Genomic DNA, 20516 nt, shown 5'->3' on the forward strand with positions numbered 1-20516 from the left:
TTGATGCACTAATGGGCATAGAGACAAGTAAGGGATACCGGCAGGTGATCAAATGGTTAAGGCAAAAAAAAAGAAAACCATTTAGCTTTCAACAGGAGGCATGGCAGTATTATGCTGAAGGTTACAGTGGGCTTGTCAATGCTCCCACTGGTTTTGGAAAAACCTTTTCCTTATTTCTGGCAGTAGTAATAGATGAGCTGAATACCAGAGCGGAGCAGAAAACAGAAAAACAAAAGACAAGCAAACAGAAAACACACAGTAAAAAGAAAAGGAGCAGCACTGGTCTTAGGCTGCTCTGGATTACTCCACTGCGCTCGTTGGCAAAAGACCTCGCACGGGCCATGACCGAGGTATGCAGGGAGCTGGAGCTGGACTGGCTGGTATCCGTTCGGAATGGAGATACTCCACAGGCTGAAAAACTACGCCAGAAAAAACAAATGCCCGAAGTGCTTATCATCACCCCGGAAAGTATCCACCTGCTGCTTGCACAAAAAAACACCTCTGGCCAGTTCAGTCAGCTGCAATGCATCGTCACCGATGAATGGCATGAGCTGATCGGCAGCAAACGTGGCGTTATGACCGAGCTCGCGATCTCCAGAATCCGCGGCATCATTCATCAAAAACACCCCGAAAGGCTATTGCGGATCTGGGGGATTTCTGCAACAATAGGCAACATGGAACAGGCAATGGACGTCCTTGTTCCTTACCCAGAAGTACTCAGGATCATCATTAAGGCAACCGAAGAAAAGAAAATTGTCATTAAATCCATACTGCCCGATCACATCGACATGCTGCCATGGGCGGGTCACCTGGGACATAAGCTGGCGCATAAGCTCCTACCCATCATTTATAAAAGTAAAACCACCCTTGTATTCACCAACACCCGTGGTCAGGCGGAGTTATGGTACCAGAACCTGCTGAACCTGGATGAAAACCTCGCCGGGCAAATTGCTATCCACCATGGCTCCATAGATTTCGAACTCCGCAACTGGATTGAAGATGCCCTGCACTCCGGAATCCTGAAGGCTGTCATCAGTACCTCGTCCCTTGATCTGGGGGTGGACTTCAAACCCGTAGATACCGTGGTACAGATCGGGTCACCAAAAGGTGTAGCACGCTTCCTTCAGCGGGCAGGCCGCAGCGGTCACTCGCCCCACGAAATTTCAACAATCTACTTCCTCCCCACGCATGCGCTCGAACTGGTGGAAGCAGCAGCAATAAAAGAAGCTGCAAAAACTCAGGATATCGAAAGCAGAGATCCCATAGTGATGGCCTTCGACACCCTGGTTCAGTATATGGTGACCATCGCCGTCGGCGATGGTTTTGATGAGCAACAGCTCTACCATGAAGTGAAAGAAACTTTTGCCTATCATGAGCTGCTTCCTTCGGAATGGAGCTGGCTCATGCAGTTCATCACCACCGGCGGCGATAGCCTGTCGGCATATCACGAGTTCAAGAAGGTCAGTAAGGTTGACGGTCTCTGGAAAGTCGAAAGCAGGCAGATGGCCATGCGCCACCGTCTGCATATCGGTACCATCGTAAGTGACCCTATGTTAAAGGTAAAATACCTTGGCGGTGGTTTTATTGGCATGGTGGAAGAATCATTTATCTCAAAAATGAAGGCTGGCAGCAGTTTTACGCTTGCAGGAAAAGTGCTTGACTTTGTGATGGTCAAAGACCTGACCGTCCTTGTGCGCCGCAGTAGGGCCAAACGGGCCATCACACCAAGCTGGATGGGTGGCAGGATCTCCCTGAGTGCAAACCTGGGTACGATATTGAGAAAAAAATATAATGAAACGCTCGACAAGTCGCATGATGATGAGGAGCTGGACATCATCCTTCCACTATTTGAGCGACAGGCGAAGGTTTCTCATGTGCCTAAAGATGATGAATTCCTCATTGAGTTGATCCATACCAAGGATGGCCACCATCTTTTTGCTTACCCTTTTGAAGGACGACAGGTACATGAGGTGATGGCAGCCCTTATTGCCTACCGCATCAGTAGGAATACTCCCATCACCTTCTCCATTGCAATGAACGACTACGGCTTTGAGCTGCTCTCCGAACAGCAGCTTCCCATCGAAGAGACTGAAATCCGCCAGCTGTTTAGTCCGGAGCACCTTGCTGAAGACATTGTCATCAGTATAAACGCTACAGAAATGGCACGGCGCAAGTTCAGGGACATCGCCTGCATCTCGGGACTGATCTTCCAGGGTTTTCCTGGTAAATACATTGCCAACAAACACCTGCAATCGTCGGCATCATTATTTTTCAACGTTTTTAGCGATTTCGACCGGCATAACTTATTATTGCGCCAGGCTTATGATGAGGCTTTCTACCAACAGATAGAAGAACCCCGGCTGTTGGCTGCGCTTCAGCGTATTCAGCAGAGCAAAATCATCATCGTGAAAACGGACCGTTATACCCCGCTTTGCTTTCCGATCAAGGTGGATAGCCTGCGGGAAAACATGAGCAGCGAAGAGCTGAGCCAGCGGATAGAAAGAATGACCGCAGAAACAGAAAAGAAAGCAACAAAGAAATTCAGAAATAAAAATGACCATCAGCTGTAGCGGAGAAGAACTGACCCTGAATAAAGACAGGGCGATCTATTGGGATAGAGAGCGCATGCTGATCATCAGCGACCTGCACCTGGGCAAGTCGGCACACTTTAGAAAACATGGTATCCAGGTGCCTGCAACAATCGGACTGACAGACCTGCAGCGACTGACTGCGCTACTCCATGAATACCATCCCGAAGTTCTGCTCATTACGGGCGACATGTTTCATCATGACCTAAACAGCGACATTGGTATGTTTGCAGAATGGAGACGCGATTTTGAACAACTGCGCATCTTCCTGGTCCTTGGTAATCACGATGCACTGCGAGATCAGGACTATGAGGAGATGAAGATTGAAGTGTATAAAAAGGAGATGATCTGCCATCCCTTCCGCTTCATTCACGATCGCCCGGAAATAACAGACACGCATTATACCATCTCGGGACACCTCCATCCTGGCATCAGTGTTTATGGAAAAGCAAGACAGCAACTAAAACTACCCTGCTTCTACTTCGGAAAAAATATGGCCATCATGCCGGCGTTCAGTATATTTACTGGCCTGAGCATTGTCAAGCCTGAAGCCGGCGACCGCTGTTTTGCAATTGGGCCTTCAAAAGTCACCCAGGTTTTTTAACTACAGGGATACGATTTTAGCTACGTGATTTTTTAATCAGCATTTCCACTACCGTTTTGTCCGTCTTAAAGGTCACATCATCAGTGCTCAGCACATCCAGGCTTACCCACCTGAATGACTGCAGCGCATTTTCGTCAAAATCAAACACCTGAGTTTTAAACTTCAGTTCCAGCGGATGTACCTCCTTAACGATATAATAAATGCTAAGAATCTGGCTTTCATTAAAGGATGACTTTTCGTAAAAATCAGTAGTATAAAAATGATTGTGTACTGCAATTTCAGCATTACACTCTTCCATAAATTCACGCTTCAGCGCGTCAACAAGGCCTTCCCCATACTCCAGGCCACCGCCCGGAAATTTACTGAAACTTCTTCCGCCAGACTGTTCATCGCTGATCAGGATCTCATTCCTGTCGTTGATCAGAAGGCCATATACCCTTACATTAAAATAACTCATTGCTCGAAATGTTTATGATTTTTGGTGGCGTTTTCAATCGTCCACTTAATTTCCTGAATAAAAGCTTCCTCCCGCACGGCACAACCGTTCACCTTACAGTAGTGACAACATTGTGGTAAGCAGGGGTCAGCATGTATAAAAAGTTCCGTCTGCCGCGCGGCATTGACATTGATCAATTGGTCGATACTCGATATCTCGGCATGCACCCTGTTGAGATCGAAATAATAAGGCAGCGTGACGTGGCAATCAATATGAAGGTCGGCACCGTACTGTTGCGCACGTAGATTGTGCACGTCAATCCAGGCGTCATGTCTGTGGGCCTGCATGATCCCCACAATGTCTTTCACCAGCTCCATATTGCTCTCATCCATCAGCCCTCCTACCGATCGCCGCGTCAGCTGGTACCCATTCCGGATGATGTACATCCCCAGCAGAATAGAAATGACACTGTCGAGCCAAAAAATCTCGGTCAGCTGGATCAGCAATACCCCAATCACCAATCCGCCGCTCGTCACCGCATCAGTCAGCAGGTGTTTACCGTCTGCCTCTAGCGTGATGGAGCTGTGCCGCTTCCCTGTATTGATCAGGTATAATCCAGTAAACAGGTTGATGAGCCCGGTAACTCCAATGATGATGGCCCCCTCATACAGCTGCCGTATCGCGACAGGGAACAGCAGGTCGTACCCAGACTTAAAGATGATGATGAGACCCGCCAGTGCAATCAGTACACCCTCCACAAAAGCAGAGAAAAACTCCACCTTTCCATGGCCATAAGGGTGGTTCTCATCCTTGGGCAATGTGGCGAGATAAATACTGTAAAATGCAAAGCCACTGGCCAGTACATTAACAATACTCTCCGCAGCATCAGTCAGGATGGCGTTGGAATGCGTCATGAAATAGGCAACAAACTTTGCCAGCATAAGTACAATGCTGATGCACAAAGAAACGAGTATGGCTTTTTTCTGAGGTTGCAACTTGCAGTATTTAGGCACCAAAAGTACAGTTTACCTCCGGATTTCCCCTTATATCCCTCTCAAATTACATTAAAAGTATTTTTTTTAGCCTAAAATTCAGGCAGGTTTCTATATTTGCTAGCTGACAAAATTAAATTTGCCTGAGCACGAAATATTATGACATTTTTATCCAAAAGAATCAATAACCTATCAGAGTCACAAACAATTAAAATGGCGAAGTTAGGCAGAGAACTATCCGCAAAAGGGATAGATGTAATCAACCTCAGCTTTGGGGAACCTGACTTTTTCACTCCTGATGATGTAAAGGAAGCTGCAAAGAAAGCGATCGATGAGAACTACTCTTATTACACGCCTGTTTCCGGATATCCTGACCTTCGTAAGGCTGTTACTGAGAAGTTATTGAGGGAAAATGGATTGACTTATACTTTCGATCAGATTGTCGTTTCTACGGGCGCAAAGCAGTCGCTTGCAAATGCAGTGATGTGCCTGGTTGATCCTGGACAGGAAGTTATCGTACCTACGCCATACTGGGTATCGTACTCAGAAATGATCAAACTGGCAGAGGGTGAAACGGTATTCATCAATGCAACTGTTGAAAATAACTTTAAGATCACCGGAGCCCAGCTTGAAGCTGCCATTACCCCGAATACAAAACTGTTCATGTTCTCTTCTCCGTGTAACCCTACGGGTTCCGTATATAGCAGGGAAGAACTGGCAGATCTTGTTGCCGTTTTTGAGAAATATCCTAACATCTACATCATCTCGGATGAAATCTATGAGCACATCAACTTTGTGGGTAAACATGCCTCTATCGCTGAGTTCGACTCCATCAAAGACCGCGTAGTCCTCATCAATGGATTCTCAAAATCGTATGCCATGACCGGATGGCGCGTTGGATACATGGCCGCAAACAAAGAAATTGCAAACGCATGCGATAAAATTCAGGGCCAGATTACCTCGGGAACATCTTCCATTGCACAACGCGCGGCACTTGCAGCCTACCAAGGTGGCCTGGAGTCTGTAAATGCGATGGTCGCTGAATTTAAAAAACGCAGAGACATCGTCCATGCCCTGCTCACAGAAATCCCAGGTGTAAAAGTAAATCTTCCTGATGGTGCTTTCTACTTCTTCCCTGAAATCAAATCCTACTTCGGAAAAAGCAATGGCGACTATACCATCAGCAACGCCGAAGACCTTTGCCTATACCTGCTGAACGAAGCACACGTCTCAACAGTTACCGGCGAAGCCTTTGGAAATGAAGATTGTATCCGCATCTCCTATGCTGCTGCTGAAGACCAATTGAGAGAAGCCGTACTAAGAATTAAAACAGCACTTTCAAAACTCAATTAAAAATTACACTTGAACATTGCAGGAGAAATTCTCCTTCGTCAAAAAGTTGACCTGCTTTTCATCCTATAATATTTGCTGAAGGGCAAATCTTCGGATGTCTTCAAAGCAGGTCAACTCTTTTGACGCCATATACAAATGCTACCCCAGGACCCAGAACGGCGCTTATCCAAACAGGACGGCTGGGGCAATGTAAAAAAGATGCTGCCCGTTTTTTTTTAAGGAACTGATCTATAGAATGACGTTGTCCTCTTTTACGTACTTTACTTTTTATTTTAGCACATTTTAAAACGCAGGCGTAAAAAATCATTGGATACGAATGTCTATTATCCCTGAGAATTTGTAATTATTCACGAACGCCAATTAGTGCCAAGATGAATAGGCTATTAAAATTCTCGATCAATTATCATATTTCATTTTTTTCAATTGCTAAGAAATCCAATTCATTCCACCCCATCTAGACACATCTCAAGAAGCAGCTTAAAAATATCAAATGTTAAAACACTGGCTTCCTAATAAAGTATCCGGAAAGCCTTTCATGCCGATGCGCCATCAACACGCCATTACCACGCAGCCCCAATAAAAAATACTTCTTATAGAATTAACCATAAGTAACGCTCAAATAGACATTTCCTCCAGCACCTAGTCTTCCACTACATTTCCTACTTTACCCTATAAACCAATAACAATCACTGCGTTCCCCATTTACTCATTCACTACTCTCAACATCTTACCCCCAACACGCCAACAACAATAACCTTCCCGCATATTTGGATATTGCGATGATAGGGCTGAAACGTCATGTTTTAAAACAGGTGTACGATGAAAGGCCTGGGAATCTTTGCCCTCTTCCGGGCAAAAATCCCAGGCTTGAAGAGCACACCTGCTTTTAAAAAAAAGGAGAAGTTCCCTAGGAACGGATCGCTTCAACAGGGTCCAGCCTCGACGCCGAGAATGCGGGCCAGAATCCCGATATCGTACCGATGGCTACGGAGATGCCGATGCCAAGAACGACATTATCCCAAAAGAGGATCATTTCAAAACCCGTTGCTGATATAGCGAATGTGGAGAAGTAGACCAGTATGAGACCGATGCCGCCACCCATGAGGCATAGTGCGATCGCTTCAAACAAGAACTGAAGAAGGATAAAATAATTCTTGGCGCCCAGTGACTTCTGGATTCCGATGATGTTAGTACGTTCTTTAACAGACACAAACATGATATTGGCAATACCAAAACCGCCAACGAGGATGGAGAAGATACCTATGACAGCGCCGCCGATGTTCAGCATGTGGAACATCTGATCCAGCTGATTTGAGGCAATAGTACTCTTGTTCAGGGCGAAGTCATCTTCGGCACCTGGTTTTGTCCTGCGGATGGAGCGCATGGCTCCTCTGATCTCGCTTTCCACCTCTTCTAGAGGAATGTAGGATTTGCCACGGACGGTAATGGTGGGATCGTAACGTTCACTTTCGACGTCCATCAGGCCTTTAGCGAAGTTTAGAGGCATTAGGATATTTTTGTCCTGCGACATTCCCATCATGTCCTCTCCCTCTTTCTTAAACACGCCTATGACATTCATCCGGCGTCCCATTACTGTTATAGATTTACCGATGGCCGTTTCCCCATTAAAGAGACCTTCAGAGATGTCTGCTCCAATGATGACCACAGGGGCACCGGATTTCCCTTCATTTTCGGTAAAATAGCGCCCTTCCTGAAAATCAAGGTTCCACGTTTTATCAAAATCCTGTGAGGCAGAGCGTACACCCGCACCTTCTACAGAATTACTTCTGTATTTTACAGTTCTGCTGTTGGCCGAGATCTCGAAGGAGATGCCCTCCACATATTCCAGGCGACCCTTAAGCAACTCATAATCTCTTAAAGAGGGTTCCGGCCTGTTCACATATTTCCACCATGGATAATCGCCAAAACCACCCCAGGGCCATTTTTGTACGAAGACTGTACTGGATCCTAATTTATCCACGCTGGCCTGCAATTTTGCCCGAAGGGAGTCGACAGCCGAAAAAACGAAGATAATGGTAAAAATTCCAATGGTAATACCTAATAATGAAAGGATTGTACGCATTTTATTCTGGCGCAATGCATCTAATGCAAACCTAAAACTTTCGCCTATTAATCTAAAAATTACCATAGTTGCTGTTTAGACCAAAACTACCTAAAAAGGTTACATGGTAAACCGACATAATATAAAAGATACACAGGCCTATACGATACACCACGCTCCGGTACTGTAATATGCTGAAGCCCTTTGTCTATTTATTTTAAGGGCTGATGAGCCCGAGGTCGATCGTTTAGAAGATATTTAGTTTCTTCTCCCTGTAGTTATTGATATTTGCTCATCCCGGACTGCTTTTTGCTGGGAGAAAGGCTGAAAATGGGCATAAAATATAAGCTAAAGTATTAATTATAAAAAGAAAATTATATTTTGTAAATTTGCGCCCTTAATTATTACATCGAAAATATGAAGTTATCTCAATTTAAGTTTAATCTACCTGAATCATTAGTTGCCAATAATCCTTCAGAACATAGGGACGAAGCCCGTTTAATGGTTTTGCATAAGGATAGTGGCAAAATTGAACATAAAATATTCAAGGATGTTTTGAGTTATTTTGACGATCAGGATGTCATGATTTTAAATAACACTAAAGTCTTCCCTGCTCGTTTATACGGCAATAAAGAAAAAACAGGGGCGACCATTGAGGTATTCTTGCTGCGCGAGCTGAATAAAGAACTTCGTCTTTGGGATGTACTTGTAGATCCGGCACGCAAAATCCGCGTGGGCAACAAACTATATTTTGGTGATGACGATCTGCTGGTTGCTGAGGTAGTAGACAACACGACCTCACGTGGACGTACCATCCGCTTCCTTTTTGACGGCACTGACGAAGAATTCAGAAAAAATATTGAAATCCTCGGTGAAACACCACTTCCTAAATACATCAAACGTAAAGCAACAGCACAGGATAAAGAAAGATATCAAACCATCTTCGCTAAACATGAAGGAGCTGTAGCTGCACCTACTGCGGGGTTACACTTCAGCAGGGAATTGATGAAACGCCTGGAGCTTAAGGGGGTGAACTTCGCAGAAGTGACGCTCCACGTCGGACTCGGAACCTTCAGATCTGTAGAGGTAGAAGACCTGACCAAACATAAAATGGATTCAGAACAATTTATTATCGAACAAAAAGACGCTGATATTGTCAACAAAGCCATTGAGCACAAACGTAAAATCTGTGCGGTAGGTACCACCTCTATGCGTGCAATTGAATCTGCGGTATCTTCCGGAAGAACACTGAAAGCAGCTAACGACTGGACAAGCAAGTTCATCTTCCCTCCGTATGACTTCAGCATTGCAAATTCCATGATCACCAATTTCCACACACCTGAATCTACATTGTTGATGATGGTAAGTGCATTTGGCGGTTATGATTACGTAAGACATGCCTATGATGTAGCACTGAAAGAAAAATATCGCTTCTATAGTTATGGTGACGCAATGTTGATCATCTAAGCTATCGTAAAAGAACAACCATACACATTTTGATAGGAGATTTTCGGTCTAAGGACTAAAATCTCCTATTTTTGTTTCAAAGAAAAAGGAAAAATGAAATACTATGCCATCATCGTAGCAGGAGGCTCCGGCAATAGAATGCAGCAAGCCATTGCCAAGCAATTCATTTTACTGGATGGCAAACCGATATTGATGCATACCCTTCAGGCCTTTGCATCCTCTGAGCTACAGCCCGAAATATTTTTGGTAATGAGCAGACTGCAACAGGACTACTGGAAATCTCTATGTGAGACACACCAGTTCCAAATTGCCCATCAATTGATTGATGGCGGAGAACAGCGCTTCCACTCCGTACGGAATGGACTTTTGGCCATCCATGGTCCCGGTATAGTGGCTGTACATGATGCCGTGCGCCCCCTCATTTCGCCCAAACTGATTGTCAATTCTTTTCTGATGGCACAGCAAAAAGGAAATGCTGTTGCAGGAATTGCACCCACAGATTCAGTCAGAAGATTTCTGGCACCAGAAAAAACGGAGGCCCTCGATAGAAATGACCTTGTATTGATACAAACGCCGCAGGCTTTTGACCTCGATATGCTTAGAAAAGCATACCAACAGCCTTATACCCCTTTCTTTACTGATGATGCATCCGTTGCCGAAGCTGCAGGTTATCCCATCCACATTATCGAAGGGGAACGGACAAACATCAAAATCACCTATCCGCAAGATCTCGATATTGCAGAGTTATACCTCAGGAATAAACTGAAGTAGTTCACTGCTGCATAACCATAAAAAAGGCTTCTGAATTAATCAGAAGCCTTGAAATTAATGTTGTTTATGATTATGCCGCCCTATTGATGACTTTAAGCAGAATTGCGATGATCGCAATCACCAGCAATACATGGATTAAACCACCGACACTTGGACCGAAGCCATTAAAAAAGAATCCGATTACCCATAGAATGATGAATACGACAGCGACTAAATAAAGTAAATTTCCCATAACGTTTAATTTTTAAGTGATATGTTTTAAGATAGATGTAGGGACCGACTGATGGTCGCTCCCATGACATTACTCAAACAATCATCGTTCCAAAAAAAGAAAGGCCCTGCAGTGCAGAGCCTTTAAACGTTTCTAAATACGTACAATAAAAATTAATATTCGTCTTCGTTGAAAAAGAAATCGTCTTTAGTTGGATAATCAGGCCAGATTTCTTCAATGGTCTCATAAGGTTCGCCATCGTCTTCCAGCGCCTGTAAATTCTCAATGACCTCCACAGGAGCACCTGATCTTATACCGTAATCAATTAATTCGTCTTTTGTTGCAGGCCATGGAGCGTCTTCCAAATGCGATGCGAGTTCTAGTGTCCAATACATATTCTTATCCTATTTAGTTATTCTATTCTGTTTCGCAAAAGTATATTAAAATACATGAGTAAAACAAAATTATTTTTCCACTTTTTTATAGTCGCGGAAGCCAGATGTTCTCATCGGTTTTAGCGTCCAAATTCAGTTTTCGTGCCAAAACAAATAAATAATCACTTAAACGGTTTAAATAAATAGTCATTTTTTCGTCAACAAAGCTTTCCATCGCCAATTGCACGGTTAAACGCTCAGCACGGCGACAAACGCAACGGGCTATATGACAATAGGCGACTACTGTATTTCCCCCAGGCAGGATAAAATGTTTAAGCTCTGGAAGCAGTGCATTCATCCTGTCCATCTCTTGTTCAAGCAACGTGATGTCGCTGTCCAACAAATCCGGGATTTTCATTTTCGACTTTTCCGGATCGGCAGCCAGCGAAGCACCTATTGTAAAAAGGCGATCCTGAATCTCCTTTAACATCATTGTGAAATGCGAATCAATCTCCTGGCACATCACCAAGCCAATATAGGAATTCAGTTCATCTACGGTACCATAACATTCGATCCGCAGATGAGACTTCGGAACCCTTGTCCCTCCAATCAGAGAGGTTAAGCCTTGGTCGCCGGTTTTAGTATATATTTTCATTTGGATATGGTCCTGAAGGTCAATAAATCAGAGAAGGATTACCCGATACTCTCGAAATCATCGCCTCTTTCCTTCAGGCTGTTCAGCCTTGGGGATACTGTTTTGATGTCGGTATTCAGGTAGTCGTTCTCAATCAATCCGTCACGCATCCGCACAATGCGGTGAGCATGCTGCGCAATGTCCTCCTCATGTGTGACCAGGATAATTGTATTACCCTTGCTATGGATCTCCTCCAACAGTCCCATAATTTCTATTGATGTTTTAGTATCCAGGTTACCTGTAGGCTCATCGGCCAGGATAATTGAAGGATTATTGATCAAAGCCCTTGCCACTGCCACACGTTGGCGCTGACCGCCTGAAAGCTCGTTCGGTTTGTGTGTCACACGGTTGCCGAGGCCAACGTTTTCAAGCGCCTTCTGTGCGCGGGCATCCCTGTCTTTTTTATTCGCTCCCGCATAAATCAAAGGCAACGCTACATTGTCCAGCGAGGTGGAACGGGGCAGCAGATTAAAGGTCTGAAACACAAAGCCAATTTCCTTATTCCGCACTTCAGCCAATGCATTGTCGGACATCTGGCTTACATTGATGCCGTTCAGGATGTAATCTCCTTTACTGGGCGTGTCCAGACAGCCTAAAATATTCATTAAGGTGGACTTCCCTGAGCCAGACGGCCCCATCAGTGCGACAAACTCCCCTTTATGAATGTCCAGTGAAACGGACTTCAAAGCGTGGATTACCTCCGATCCAATCACATATTTACGGCCTATCTCTTTAATATTGATTAACGCTTTTTCCATTGGGGCTTTGTTTATTCCAGATTTCCCTTTAGACGGGCAGGATGAGCTTAATGTTACATTGACCTTTATTTTTCTATGATCTTCGGCACCATGAAAAAGCTTTCATTATGAAGTGCCGCATTTTTCAAACCTTCGCCTACCGTAATTTCCTGCCGTACTACATCCTCACGCCAAACGTTCTCTTCGGCATTCATATACACCAGGGGTGCCACGCCTGTCGTATCCAGCTCATTCAGCTTTTCCATAAAGGTGAGGATCTTATTCATATCGGCCATTAGGTTTTCTGCTTCTGTATCTTCAATGGCAATCCTTGCCAGATTTGCTACCTTATCTATGGTTTGCCTGTCTATTTTCATCTTATTACCAGTTTGCTGTTCATTATTTCATAGATGTGATCCTTAAGCTGATCTGCATCTTTTATTGCCAGTGCTTCCGTACTTACGGGTTTATGGATGTAAATATCACAAATTCCCGGCGTAGTTCCATACTTGTGGCCGTCATCCCACATTCTTTTCCACACATTGATCAGGCTGATAGGTACAATGGTGATATTCCTTTCAATTGCCAATCGAAATGGGCCATTTTTGAATTCACCCAGTACCGGCGGATAGTGCTCGTCGTTAATTTTTCCTTCCGGAAAGATGATCAGGCTCATCCCCTGATCAAGGTTGTCGCCGGCACGTTTGAAAGCCCTGAAAGCAGAAATCTTACTCTCCCTGTTTACCGGGATGTCAATGGTCTTGAAGAAAATGCCCAACACAGGGTTTTTCAATAAAGCATCTTTACCCATAAAATGAAAACGTCCTCTTGCGAGGATGCAAAGCACCATGATGTCCAGGTTGGAGCTGTGGTTAGCACAGTAAATATAGGTTTTGGATTTGTCCAGCACCTCCTCAGACCTGAAGCGAAACCATACACCCATCAGCAGGCTGCAGATCCAGCTGTTCAACCTCCGCAGGCGATTCAGAAAACCCCACCATTCCGGTTTCCCAGAGCTGACATAGTACATTGGATAAAAAAGTACTGCAAAAAAAAGGATAATGAATATGGAGTAAAAATAATGCAGCTTTTTGAAGAGGAAAATCATTGTGCCAAAACTACAAAAAAAATCTCCATTCAAATCAATGCCTCAGGAGGCGACAGAAATCAGCAGTGCCGAAATAAAAACAGCTTGGGCAGGACAAAGCCTCTACCAGCAATAATACGGTAATCCTGAACTCATAATTTCAAAATCAACATAAAAATTAAATATTAGCTCAACCTAGTTCCTGTTTTTTACTAATTTCGTACTCATGAAAGAAACGGTAGTTAGTGGGATACGTCCTACAGGAAAATTACACCTTGGAAATTATTTTGGTGCGGTAACGAATTTTGTGAAAATGCAATATGATTACAATTGCTTCTTTTTTATCGCCGATCTTCACTCGCTGACCACCCACCCCACTCCTCAGGATCTTCATGGTTATGTTCGTCATGTACTGGTAGAATACCTGGCCTGCGGAATAGACCCGGAACAGAGCACCATCTACATCCAATCGGACGTACCGGAAGTTGCGGAATTGTACCTTTACCTGAACATGAATGCCTATATGGGTGAACTGGAGCGCAGTACATCCTTCAAAGATAAAATCAGGTCTCAGCCGGACAACGTAAATGCAGGTCTGCTGACCTACCCTACCCTGATGGCTGCTGATATCCTGATCCATAAAGCCACTAAAGTTCCTGTAGGAAAAGATCAGGAGCAACACCTGGAGATGACACGTACCTTCGGTAACCGATTCAACAGGATGTACCAGTCGGACCTCTTTCCTGAGCCTCATGCCTTCAACTATTCGGATAACCTGGTAAAAGTTCCAGGACTGGACGGCAAAGGTAAAATGAGTAAGTCTGAAGGTGATGGAAATTGTATATACCTCTCTGACAGCCCGGAAGTGATCCGAAAAAAAGTCTCCAGAGCAGTAACAGATGGAGGACCAACAGAAGAAAACCAGGCGAAACCTGAAGCCATACAGAATCTTTTTGACCTCATGAAAATTGTCTCTCCTACAGACACGCTGAATCATTTTGATCAGCTGTACAACCAGTGTGCGATCCGGTATGGCGACTTCAAGAAGCAGCTTGCCGAAGATATGATTGTTTTCAACTCTCCAATAAGAGAAAAGATTGAAGAAATTGCAAAGGATACCGACTACCTGCGTAAGGTGGCTACTGAAGGGGCTATGAAAGCCAAAGAAAATGCCCAAAAGACAATCAGGGAAGCAAGAGAACTTATAGGATTTAAGACATTTTAAGATTATGCATATAGCGATTGTTGGAAACATTGGTGCCGGAAAAACAACATTAACAGGATTATTGGCAAAACATTACGGCTCTGAAGCTTTATACGAGGCTGTGGAAGACAACCCCTATCTGGAGGACTTTTACAGCGACATGAAGCGCTGGAGCTTCAACCTACAGATTTATTTCCTCAACAGCCGTTTTCAGCAGATTGTAGACATTGAAAACTTCAAAAGGAATGTAATCCAGGACAGGACCATCTATGAGGATGCCCATATCTTTGCAGAAAACCTTCATGAGATGGGATTGATGACCAGCAGGGACCATTTGAACTACAGGGCGATATTTGAAAACATCACCTCCTTCATCAAACCTCCGGACCTTCTGGTATACCTTCGTGCTTCTGTACCCACACTGGTCAACAACATCCAGCGCCGTGGTCGTGAGTATGAAGCCAGCATCCGTCTGGATTACCTGTCAAAGCTCAACGAAAAATATGAAAACTGGATCAAAGGGTACAACCTCGGAAAATTGTTGATCCTCGATAAGGATAAGCTGGACTTCAGCAACAACCCGGAAGATCTTGGTAACATCATTCAGTCTATAGACGCAGAAATCAACGGACTTTTTTAATATGAAGGTACTAGGCGTCATTCCGGCAAGATATGCCTCATCCCGTTTTCCGGGCAAGCCCTTGATCGACATCGATGGCAAAGTCATGATCCAGCGGGTTTATGAACAAGCAATGAAGGCCACAGCCATCGATCAGGTGGTCGTGGCTACGGATGACGACCGAATTGCCGCCGCCGTGCAGCAATTCGGCGGATCCTGCATACTTACCGGAATGCAACATCAAAGCGGGACAGACCGCTGTGCCGAGGTGGCTTCAAAGCTGCCTGGCTTTGATGTCATTATCAATATACAGGGTGATGAGCCTTTCATCGACCCTGAGCAGATTAATCTACTGGTATCCTGCTTTGACCTGGAGACAGTCCAGTTAGCTACCCTCATCAAGGAAATCCATACCGAAGAAGAGCTGTTTAACCTCAATATTCCCAAGGTCGTCGTCAACAAAAGAATGGAGGCCATGTACTTCAGCAGGCAAACCATTCCTTTCCTGCGTAGCAGTCTACAGGACGCCTGGCTGGCTCAACATCAGTATTACAAACACATTGGTATCTATGGTTACAAAGCTTCGACTTTAACAGAGCTTACAAAAATTCCGGTATCTGCGCTGGAACAGGCAGAAAGCCTGGAGCAGCTGCGTTGGATAGAAAACGGATATACCATACAGACAAAAGTCACGTCTATAGAAACCATCGCCATTGATACTCCCGAGGATTTGCTCAAAATCTCAAAACAGTAAAATGATATTTTTGCTATATTAGCATCATACGTTATGAAGCATCATTTTATCTTCCTTCTGCTCGCAGCGGGAATCATCTCAGCCTGTACGGGAAGTAACAAATCTGGAAAAGAAGAACTGTCAGCCTATGCTACCGGGAAAACGGTACTCAAGGCTTTTAGTGATACGGTTAAACTGGACACCTTTAAAGTGGTGTTGAATGGCGATGAACCTAAAAATATGGTAATGACCTTCACGATTACAGCTCATGATGGCTCACAAATTTACATGAGAGCCTTTAAGGCAACAGACCTGATCGACAATTACCAGTCTACCCTGGAACTGAAAAAAGAAAGCAAGCAAAAGAAATTTATCACCGAAGAATACAATCTTTTCTTTGAGGATGAAAATTTTTTGGAGCCCGCTGTGACAGAAAATGAAAACCCGGATGAAAATACGCCCGATAAGGACTTCTTCAACGAACTCAAGCAGTCTGGACTCAATGGGTTTCAATACAGACTCAGCAATGAAAACAAAGTTTACATTGCCTGGTCCAGCAAGGAAAGAAAGGTTTTGCCCTACTACAGCTGCTGTAAGCAAAAATAACTGCAAAATTCTCCAAAAATAAAATCGGCCTTTAAGGCTTTATTTAAACGGTAAAACAAAATATTATTGTTCGTATCGTAAAAATAGTTTAAAATTTAATTGCGATTAAATTATAATTTGCATTATATTTATATAACCAAATCAGTCATGGCTTGGTCATTCATCCAATAATCCAGCATATTCTAACCAAATATACTTTACAAAAGAGCCCGAATTCGTTCGGGCCCTTTTTGTTTACGCCGTTATCTTTTCGCTAAAAAGACAAGATCTGCTCAAAAAACAACACAGACAGAAAAATAGTTGTTAAATTTAGAGAAATCCTTTACGTCGTTATCCGGTACAATATGTTGAAAGAAAGTCTCCTTTTCGTATTCTTCACTTTGCTTTCCGTTAACGTACTAGCGCAAAAGGCAGGCATTACCGGCACCATCACTGATACTACCGAGAAAAGAAATCTCCCCAACTGTTCCATCCTGCTCCTCAGAACTGCAGATTCCATCCTGGTCCAGTCGGCCCGCAGTAATGTCAATGGCAGATTTGAACTTAAAAACCTGCTGAAGGGAACCTATACCATCCTTATCACTTACCCAAAAATGGCCGATGATGTCCGCGAGATCAGCATCACAGAGGACCGCCTCTACGATCTTGGATCTATCAACATGGAGCTGAAATCCAAGGTATTGGACGAAGTGGTGATCGCCGCTGCCAAGCAGGCAGTCAGGTTACGCGGGGATACCCTTGTCTTCCAGGCAGACAGCTTTGCTGTACGCAGCAATGCCAATGTTCAGGAGCTGTTGAAACGCTTACCCGGAGTGGAAGTTGATCAGAATGGCAGGATCAAAACCCAGGGAAAAGAAGTGCGGACGGTCCTTGTCGATGGTGATGAGTTTTTCGGCGATGACCCGCTGCTGGCCACAAAATACCTCAAGGCCAATGCTGTTGATGAAATACAAGTCTATGACCGTAAGAGCAAAACCGCAGAGCTTACCGGGATCGACGACGGCATAAAAAATAAAACCATAAACATCAAGCTAAAGGAAAATGCAAAAAATGGATACCTCGCCACTATAGATGGGAACGCCAGTGGCGGCAGATACCATGATTATGGAAGCATGATCGGTGTATTTAAAAACAAGCTGAAAGCTGCCGTATTTGGCAACTACTCGAACCTCGACAGCGAGTCAAAGATCAACAACTCCATGCGCAAGCTGAAAGGGGAAGAATATGACCTGATAGAGGTCGGAGACGATGGCAGTTCAATTATGTATTCATCTGGAAATGATGATGATGACGACTACCCTCTGTCTTCCGGCGGACTCCCCGAAAACCTGAACCTGGGCGCCCATTATGCCGACAAATTTGATCACAATAAAAGCGGATTAAAGTTAAACTTCAGGATGTATGACAACAAAAATGAGAATATCAGAACCCTCAACTCCCAGGAACTCCTCCCGGATGGAAAGCTATTTTTCAACAGCGGAAGAACGGAAGACCACTCCAAGGTGACGGGCGAGAATATGCGCGGTACCTTCAGCTATCAGACGGACTCGACTGCAAACCTGAAAATCTCGTTCGGCCTGAAAAAAAATCGCAATTACAACAACTCCCGGACAACAAATGACACGCGCGGTGAAAACAATCTCGTGATCAGCGAAAACGACCAGATCAACAAGGGCAACGGCATCAGCGATCTTTTTAACGGAAACATCAACTGGTCTAAGCGCTACGGCAAGAAAGGAAGGGTGCTCTCCATAGATGTACAGCCGGAAAGCCAACACCGGGAAAATATGGAAAGTAGTCTCAATACCACCAGTTACTTCAATGGCAATGGTACGATCAACAGGATCGAGGATGTCAACCTGGTCAAGGACAATGCAGGTCGCCAGAACTCTATAGGTACCCGCGTCAGCTATGCCGAAAACCTATCCCAGCACTGGTCTATGGAAGCCGGATACAGCTTCAAGACCATCTCCTCAAGCAGCGACAGAACGGTGTTCGAAGCCGGAGGCGGACTTAGAAAACCGATAGACTCCCTCAGCAATAACTTTAAATACATCAATTTTTCGAACATAGGAAAAGTGATCTTTCAATACCGTCTCAAAAACTTCTCGCTGTCAAGCGGACTGGAAGCTACACAAACCACTTTTGAATTAAAAAACCTCGACCAGCGAACGGAATTCGACCGGAAATACCTGAACTTGTCTCCACGCACCAACCTTTTCTATAAAATCGACAACTCCAACAGCATTTCCCTGAATTATAACGGCTTCACTACACAACCCAGCATCGAACAGCTGCAACCGGTCAGACAGATCAATACACCATTATTTGAGGTCCTGGGCAACTCTGCGCTACGCCCATCTTTTACCAATAGCTTCGGTTTTTCCTACAACAGTTACCTCATCAGCTCCGATAGTTATATATCCGGGTTTCTCAACTACGGTTTCACGAAGAATGCCATTGTCAACACAGAAAATGTAGATGAGTTCAACAAGAGGATCTCGAGTTATGTGAACTTGAATGGCAACAACTCCTTAAGTGGCAACTTCTACTACTCCAAGGGGTTTTCTAAACTCCATTTCCGTATGGGTGTCGACCTGAGTTTCTACCGGTCGAGGAACATCGCTATCCTCAATGCTGTTCAGAATAAAATGACCAACACCCAGTATAACGCTAAGGGTACATTCAATTATTACACCAACCTGATCGACCTTAGTTATGCGCCCTCAGCAAGCCTGATGTATGGGGCATCCTCCATTGGGGGAATCAACAATGGCGAAAGCATCACCCACAACCATGAATTTTCAGGGACGGTGCAGCTGCCTTACCGTCTACAATTCAACACTACAGTATCCATGTCATTCCGCCCCGCAAATGCTTCTTTCGGACAAGACCTGAATGTCGTGATCTGGAACAGTTATCTTTCTGCCAAGATGTTGAAAAGCGAAGCTCTGGAGTTAAAAATCAGTGTCACAGATATCCTCAATCAGAAAATCGGCTACAGCAGGATGGTGGGTGGAAACATCATCAGTGAAGAACGATTCAGCTACATCCCCAGGTATGTGCTTTTCGGATTGAACTGGAACATCAGTGGCAATTTCAACAAAAATAAACCCGTCAATTGAGAAAGACATGAAAAGATCAGCGACTTTAATCATCCTTACACTCGCTTGCTGTCAGCTTCAGGCACAGCAGCTTTTTATCCCCTCCGGCAGGATTATCTATGAGAAAAAGATCAATCTCCAACGCAGCTTCTCCGATGCGGGGATCTCTGATGAGGCTACAGAGAAACTTAGGAGGTACAACATCAGCACCTGGGAGCTGACCTTCAGTCCCACCAATGCCATATACAGGTCTTTTAAAAATGATACCGGATCGGATAACCCACTGATGTTCTCCTTTCCCGGAAAATCAGGCAACCAGCTATTCTCTGACTTCAGCAAACAACGCAGGGTGCTACGCAAAAAGATTTTCAATGAAGATTATATCCTCAATGATACCATTCCTGCACTCACATGGAAGGTGATGCATGAAACCCGGAACATCGCAGGGTATGAATGTAGAAAAGCAATAGGCATTGTCAATGACAGCATTTATGTGGTGGCCTTCTATACGGATGAAATATTACTTCAGGCGGGTCCCGAGGGATTCTACGGATTGCCGGGCATGATCCTCGGCCTGGCCATCCCCCGTTATTATACTACTTGGTTTGCGACAAAAGTAAACGTGTACCGTGTCGAAGCAAAAAATGTCCTGCCTCCGAAAGAAGGCAAAAGGATAGATTCCGAAAAAGAAAAAAATAAGCTCATCGATCTATTCAGCAGGTTTGAGGGACAAAGGCCGCTAAAAAGAGCTGATCTTTTGAAACAAATCTATGGACTGGTATTATAACATTTTAGCAGATAACATCTTAGACATCCATTTCCTGAGATAATTTTATTTCAAAAAACAACCATATCGCTTCAATTTATTTGCTAA

General features: G+C 44.3%; 20 protein-coding genes. 11 read left to right on the forward strand and 9 right to left on the reverse strand.

Annotated features, from left to right (window positions below; genetic code table 11):
* Positions 1 to 11: 11 nt before the first annotated feature.
* Together PBAL39_RS10080 and pdeM are read left to right on the forward strand one after the other, a co-directional pair.
* Positions 12 to 2570 (forward strand): ligase-associated DNA damage response DEXH box helicase, encoded by a 2559-nt coding sequence (locus PBAL39_RS10080; RefSeq protein WP_008240931.1) that lies wholly within the window; start codon positions 12 to 14, stop codon positions 2568 to 2570.
* Positions 2554 to 3192 (forward strand): ligase-associated DNA damage response endonuclease PdeM, encoded by a 639-nt coding sequence (gene pdeM, locus PBAL39_RS10085; RefSeq protein ID WP_008240933.1) that lies wholly within the window; start codon positions 2554 to 2556, stop codon positions 3190 to 3192. Before PBAL39_RS10080 ends, pdeM begins: the two co-directional genes overlap by 17 nt.
* A gap of 16 nt (positions 3193 to 3208) precedes the next feature.
* Here the strand turns inward: pdeM and PBAL39_RS10090 are convergent, their stop codons facing one another.
* Entirely contained in the window at positions 3209 to 3649 is a 441-nt protein-coding gene (locus tag PBAL39_RS10090) for an NUDIX domain-containing protein (protein WP_008240935.1), read from the reverse strand.
* Positions 3646 to 4569, reverse strand: coding sequence for a cation diffusion facilitator family transporter (locus tag PBAL39_RS10095; RefSeq protein WP_008240938.1), 924 nt, complete (start codon positions 4567 to 4569; stop codon positions 3646 to 3648). The genes PBAL39_RS10090 and PBAL39_RS10095 overlap by 4 nt, the downstream gene beginning before the upstream one ends.
* A gap of 210 nt (positions 4570 to 4779) precedes the next feature.
* Between PBAL39_RS10095 and PBAL39_RS10100 the strand changes: the two genes are divergently transcribed.
* Positions 4780 to 5973, forward strand: coding sequence for a pyridoxal phosphate-dependent aminotransferase (locus PBAL39_RS10100; protein WP_008240939.1), 1194 nt, complete (start codon positions 4780 to 4782; stop codon positions 5971 to 5973).
* A gap of 907 nt (positions 5974 to 6880) precedes the next feature.
* Here PBAL39_RS10100 and PBAL39_RS10105 read toward each other — a convergent pair.
* On the reverse strand, positions 6881 to 8122 hold the full coding sequence (locus tag PBAL39_RS10105) for an ABC transporter permease (protein WP_039866384.1): 1242 nt from the start codon (positions 8120 to 8122) through the stop codon (positions 6881 to 6883).
* A gap of 330 nt (positions 8123 to 8452) precedes the next feature.
* On the opposite strand from PBAL39_RS10105, the gene queA reads away from it, so the two are divergent.
* Complete coding sequence (gene queA / locus PBAL39_RS10110) at positions 8453 to 9502, forward strand: tRNA preQ1(34) S-adenosylmethionine ribosyltransferase-isomerase QueA (protein WP_008240945.1); 1050 nt, start codon at positions 8453 to 8455, stop codon at positions 9500 to 9502.
* A gap of 93 nt (positions 9503 to 9595) precedes the next feature.
* The gene (locus tag PBAL39_RS10115; RefSeq protein ID WP_008240946.1) at positions 9596 to 10273 is read left to right on the forward strand and encodes a 2-C-methyl-D-erythritol 4-phosphate cytidylyltransferase; all 678 of its coding nucleotides are present in this window, start codon (positions 9596 to 9598) and stop codon (positions 10271 to 10273) included.
* A gap of 70 nt (positions 10274 to 10343) precedes the next feature.
* On the opposite strand, the gene PBAL39_RS25320 is transcribed toward PBAL39_RS10115, so the two are convergent.
* The 6 genes from PBAL39_RS25320 to PBAL39_RS10140 all read right to left on the reverse strand — a co-directional run bounded on the left by PBAL39_RS25320 (position 10344) and on the right by PBAL39_RS10140 (position 13319).
* A complete protein-coding gene (locus tag PBAL39_RS25320) occupies positions 10344 to 10505 on the reverse strand; it encodes a lmo0937 family membrane protein (protein WP_008240950.1) in 162 nt (53 codons plus the stop codon).
* Positions 10506 to 10657: 152 nt separating this feature from the next.
* Positions 10658 to 10879: a DUF2795 domain-containing protein gene (locus tag PBAL39_RS10120; RefSeq protein WP_008240955.1), complete on the reverse strand. Its 222-nt coding sequence runs from the start codon at positions 10877 to 10879 to the stop codon at positions 10658 to 10660.
* Between the two features lie 85 nt (positions 10880 to 10964).
* Positions 10965 to 11513 carry a cob(I)yrinic acid a,c-diamide adenosyltransferase gene (locus PBAL39_RS10125; RefSeq protein ID WP_008240957.1) on the reverse strand — a complete coding sequence of 183 codons (549 nt, stop codon included), beginning with the start codon at positions 11511 to 11513 and terminating at the stop codon, positions 10965 to 10967.
* Between the two features lie 38 nt (positions 11514 to 11551).
* Positions 11552 to 12310, reverse strand: coding sequence for an ABC transporter ATP-binding protein (locus tag PBAL39_RS10130; RefSeq protein ID WP_008240959.1), 759 nt, complete (start codon positions 12308 to 12310; stop codon positions 11552 to 11554).
* 65 nt (positions 12311 to 12375) lie between these two features.
* Positions 12376 to 12666 (reverse strand): Asp-tRNA(Asn)/Glu-tRNA(Gln) amidotransferase subunit GatC, encoded by a 291-nt coding sequence (gene gatC / locus PBAL39_RS10135; RefSeq protein ID WP_008240961.1) that lies wholly within the window; start codon positions 12664 to 12666, stop codon positions 12376 to 12378.
* Entirely contained in the window at positions 12663 to 13319 is a 657-nt protein-coding gene (locus tag PBAL39_RS10140; RefSeq protein ID WP_232282929.1) for a 1-acyl-sn-glycerol-3-phosphate acyltransferase, read from the reverse strand. Before PBAL39_RS10140 ends, gatC begins: the two co-directional genes overlap by 4 nt.
* A 283-nt stretch (positions 13320 to 13602) precedes the next feature.
* Between PBAL39_RS10140 and trpS the strand changes: the two genes are divergently transcribed.
* The 6 genes from trpS (at position 13603) to PBAL39_RS10170 (ending at position 20429) form a co-directional block, all read left to right on the forward strand.
* A complete protein-coding gene (gene trpS, locus PBAL39_RS10145) occupies positions 13603 to 14601 on the forward strand; it encodes a tryptophan--tRNA ligase (protein ID WP_008240965.1) in 999 nt (332 codons plus the stop codon).
* Between the two features lie 4 nt (positions 14602 to 14605).
* Positions 14606 to 15220 (forward strand): deoxynucleoside kinase, encoded by a 615-nt coding sequence (locus PBAL39_RS10150; protein ID WP_008240967.1) that lies wholly within the window; start codon positions 14606 to 14608, stop codon positions 15218 to 15220.
* Position 15221: 1 nt separating this feature from the next.
* Positions 15222 to 15953 carry a 3-deoxy-manno-octulosonate cytidylyltransferase gene (kdsB, locus tag PBAL39_RS10155; protein ID WP_008240969.1) on the forward strand — a complete coding sequence of 244 codons (732 nt, stop codon included), beginning with the start codon at positions 15222 to 15224 and terminating at the stop codon, positions 15951 to 15953.
* A 33-nt stretch (positions 15954 to 15986) separates the two neighbouring features.
* On the forward strand, positions 15987 to 16538 hold the full coding sequence (locus PBAL39_RS10160; protein WP_008240971.1) for a hypothetical protein: 552 nt from the start codon (positions 15987 to 15989) through the stop codon (positions 16536 to 16538).
* Positions 16539 to 16882: 344 nt separating this feature from the next.
* Positions 16883 to 19663, forward strand: coding sequence for an outer membrane beta-barrel protein (locus PBAL39_RS10165; protein ID WP_008240973.1), 2781 nt, complete (start codon positions 16883 to 16885; stop codon positions 19661 to 19663).
* Between the two features lie 7 nt (positions 19664 to 19670).
* Positions 19671 to 20429 (forward strand): GLPGLI family protein, encoded by a 759-nt coding sequence (locus PBAL39_RS10170; protein WP_008240975.1) that lies wholly within the window; start codon positions 19671 to 19673, stop codon positions 20427 to 20429.
* Positions 20430 to 20516: the final 87 nt, after the last annotated feature.

Source organism: Pedobacter sp. BAL39, assembly GCF_000170795.1.
In the GTDB taxonomy this organism is placed as follows: domain Bacteria; phylum Bacteroidota; class Bacteroidia; order Sphingobacteriales; family Sphingobacteriaceae; genus Pedobacter.

What these genes read in the sequence shown, in the direction of transcription:
- PBAL39_RS10080 (WP_008240931.1), top strand. Translation starts at nt 12, where the DNA reads ATGGGCATAGAGACAAGTAAGGGATACCGGCAGGTGATCAAATGGTTA.
- pdeM (WP_008240933.1), top strand. Translation starts at nt 2,554, where the DNA reads ATGACCATCAGCTGTAGCGGAGAAGAACTGACCCTGAATAAAGACAGG.
- PBAL39_RS10090 (WP_008240935.1), bottom strand. Translation starts at nt 3,649, where the DNA reads ATGAGTTATTTTAATGTAAGGGTATATGGCCTTCTGATCAACGACAGG.
- PBAL39_RS10095 (WP_008240938.1), bottom strand. Translation starts at nt 4,569, where the DNA reads ATGCTGGCAAAGTTTGTTGCCTATTTCATGACGCATTCCAACGCCATC.
- PBAL39_RS10100 (WP_008240939.1), top strand. Translation starts at nt 4,780, where the DNA reads ATGACATTTTTATCCAAAAGAATCAATAACCTATCAGAGTCACAAACA.
- PBAL39_RS10105 (WP_039866384.1), bottom strand. Translation starts at nt 8,122, where the DNA reads ATGGTAATTTTTAGATTAATAGGCGAAAGTTTTAGGTTTGCATTAGAT.
- queA (WP_008240945.1), top strand. Translation starts at nt 8,453, where the DNA reads ATGAAGTTATCTCAATTTAAGTTTAATCTACCTGAATCATTAGTTGCC.
- PBAL39_RS10115 (WP_008240946.1), top strand. Translation starts at nt 9,596, where the DNA reads ATGAAATACTATGCCATCATCGTAGCAGGAGGCTCCGGCAATAGAATG.
- PBAL39_RS25320 (WP_008240950.1), bottom strand. Translation starts at nt 10,505, where the DNA reads ATGGGAAATTTACTTTATTTAGTCGCTGTCGTATTCATCATTCTATGG.
- PBAL39_RS10120 (WP_008240955.1), bottom strand. Translation starts at nt 10,879, where the DNA reads ATGTATTGGACACTAGAACTCGCATCGCATTTGGAAGACGCTCCATGG.
- PBAL39_RS10125 (WP_008240957.1), bottom strand. Translation starts at nt 11,513, where the DNA reads ATGAAAATATATACTAAAACCGGCGACCAAGGCTTAACCTCTCTGATT.
- PBAL39_RS10130 (WP_008240959.1), bottom strand. Translation starts at nt 12,310, where the DNA reads ATGGAAAAAGCGTTAATCAATATTAAAGAGATAGGCCGTAAATATGTG.
- gatC (WP_008240961.1), bottom strand. Translation starts at nt 12,666, where the DNA reads ATGAAAATAGACAGGCAAACCATAGATAAGGTAGCAAATCTGGCAAGG.
- PBAL39_RS10140 (WP_232282929.1), bottom strand. Translation starts at nt 13,319, where the DNA reads ATGTACTATGTCAGCTCTGGGAAACCGGAATGGTGGGGTTTTCTGAAT.
- trpS (WP_008240965.1), top strand. Translation starts at nt 13,603, where the DNA reads ATGAAAGAAACGGTAGTTAGTGGGATACGTCCTACAGGAAAATTACAC.
- PBAL39_RS10150 (WP_008240967.1), top strand. Translation starts at nt 14,606, where the DNA reads ATGCATATAGCGATTGTTGGAAACATTGGTGCCGGAAAAACAACATTA.
- kdsB (WP_008240969.1), top strand. Translation starts at nt 15,222, where the DNA reads ATGAAGGTACTAGGCGTCATTCCGGCAAGATATGCCTCATCCCGTTTT.
- PBAL39_RS10160 (WP_008240971.1), top strand. Translation starts at nt 15,987, where the DNA reads ATGAAGCATCATTTTATCTTCCTTCTGCTCGCAGCGGGAATCATCTCA.
- PBAL39_RS10165 (WP_008240973.1), top strand. Translation starts at nt 16,883, where the DNA reads ATGTTGAAAGAAAGTCTCCTTTTCGTATTCTTCACTTTGCTTTCCGTT.
- PBAL39_RS10170 (WP_008240975.1), top strand. Translation starts at nt 19,671, where the DNA reads ATGAAAAGATCAGCGACTTTAATCATCCTTACACTCGCTTGCTGTCAG.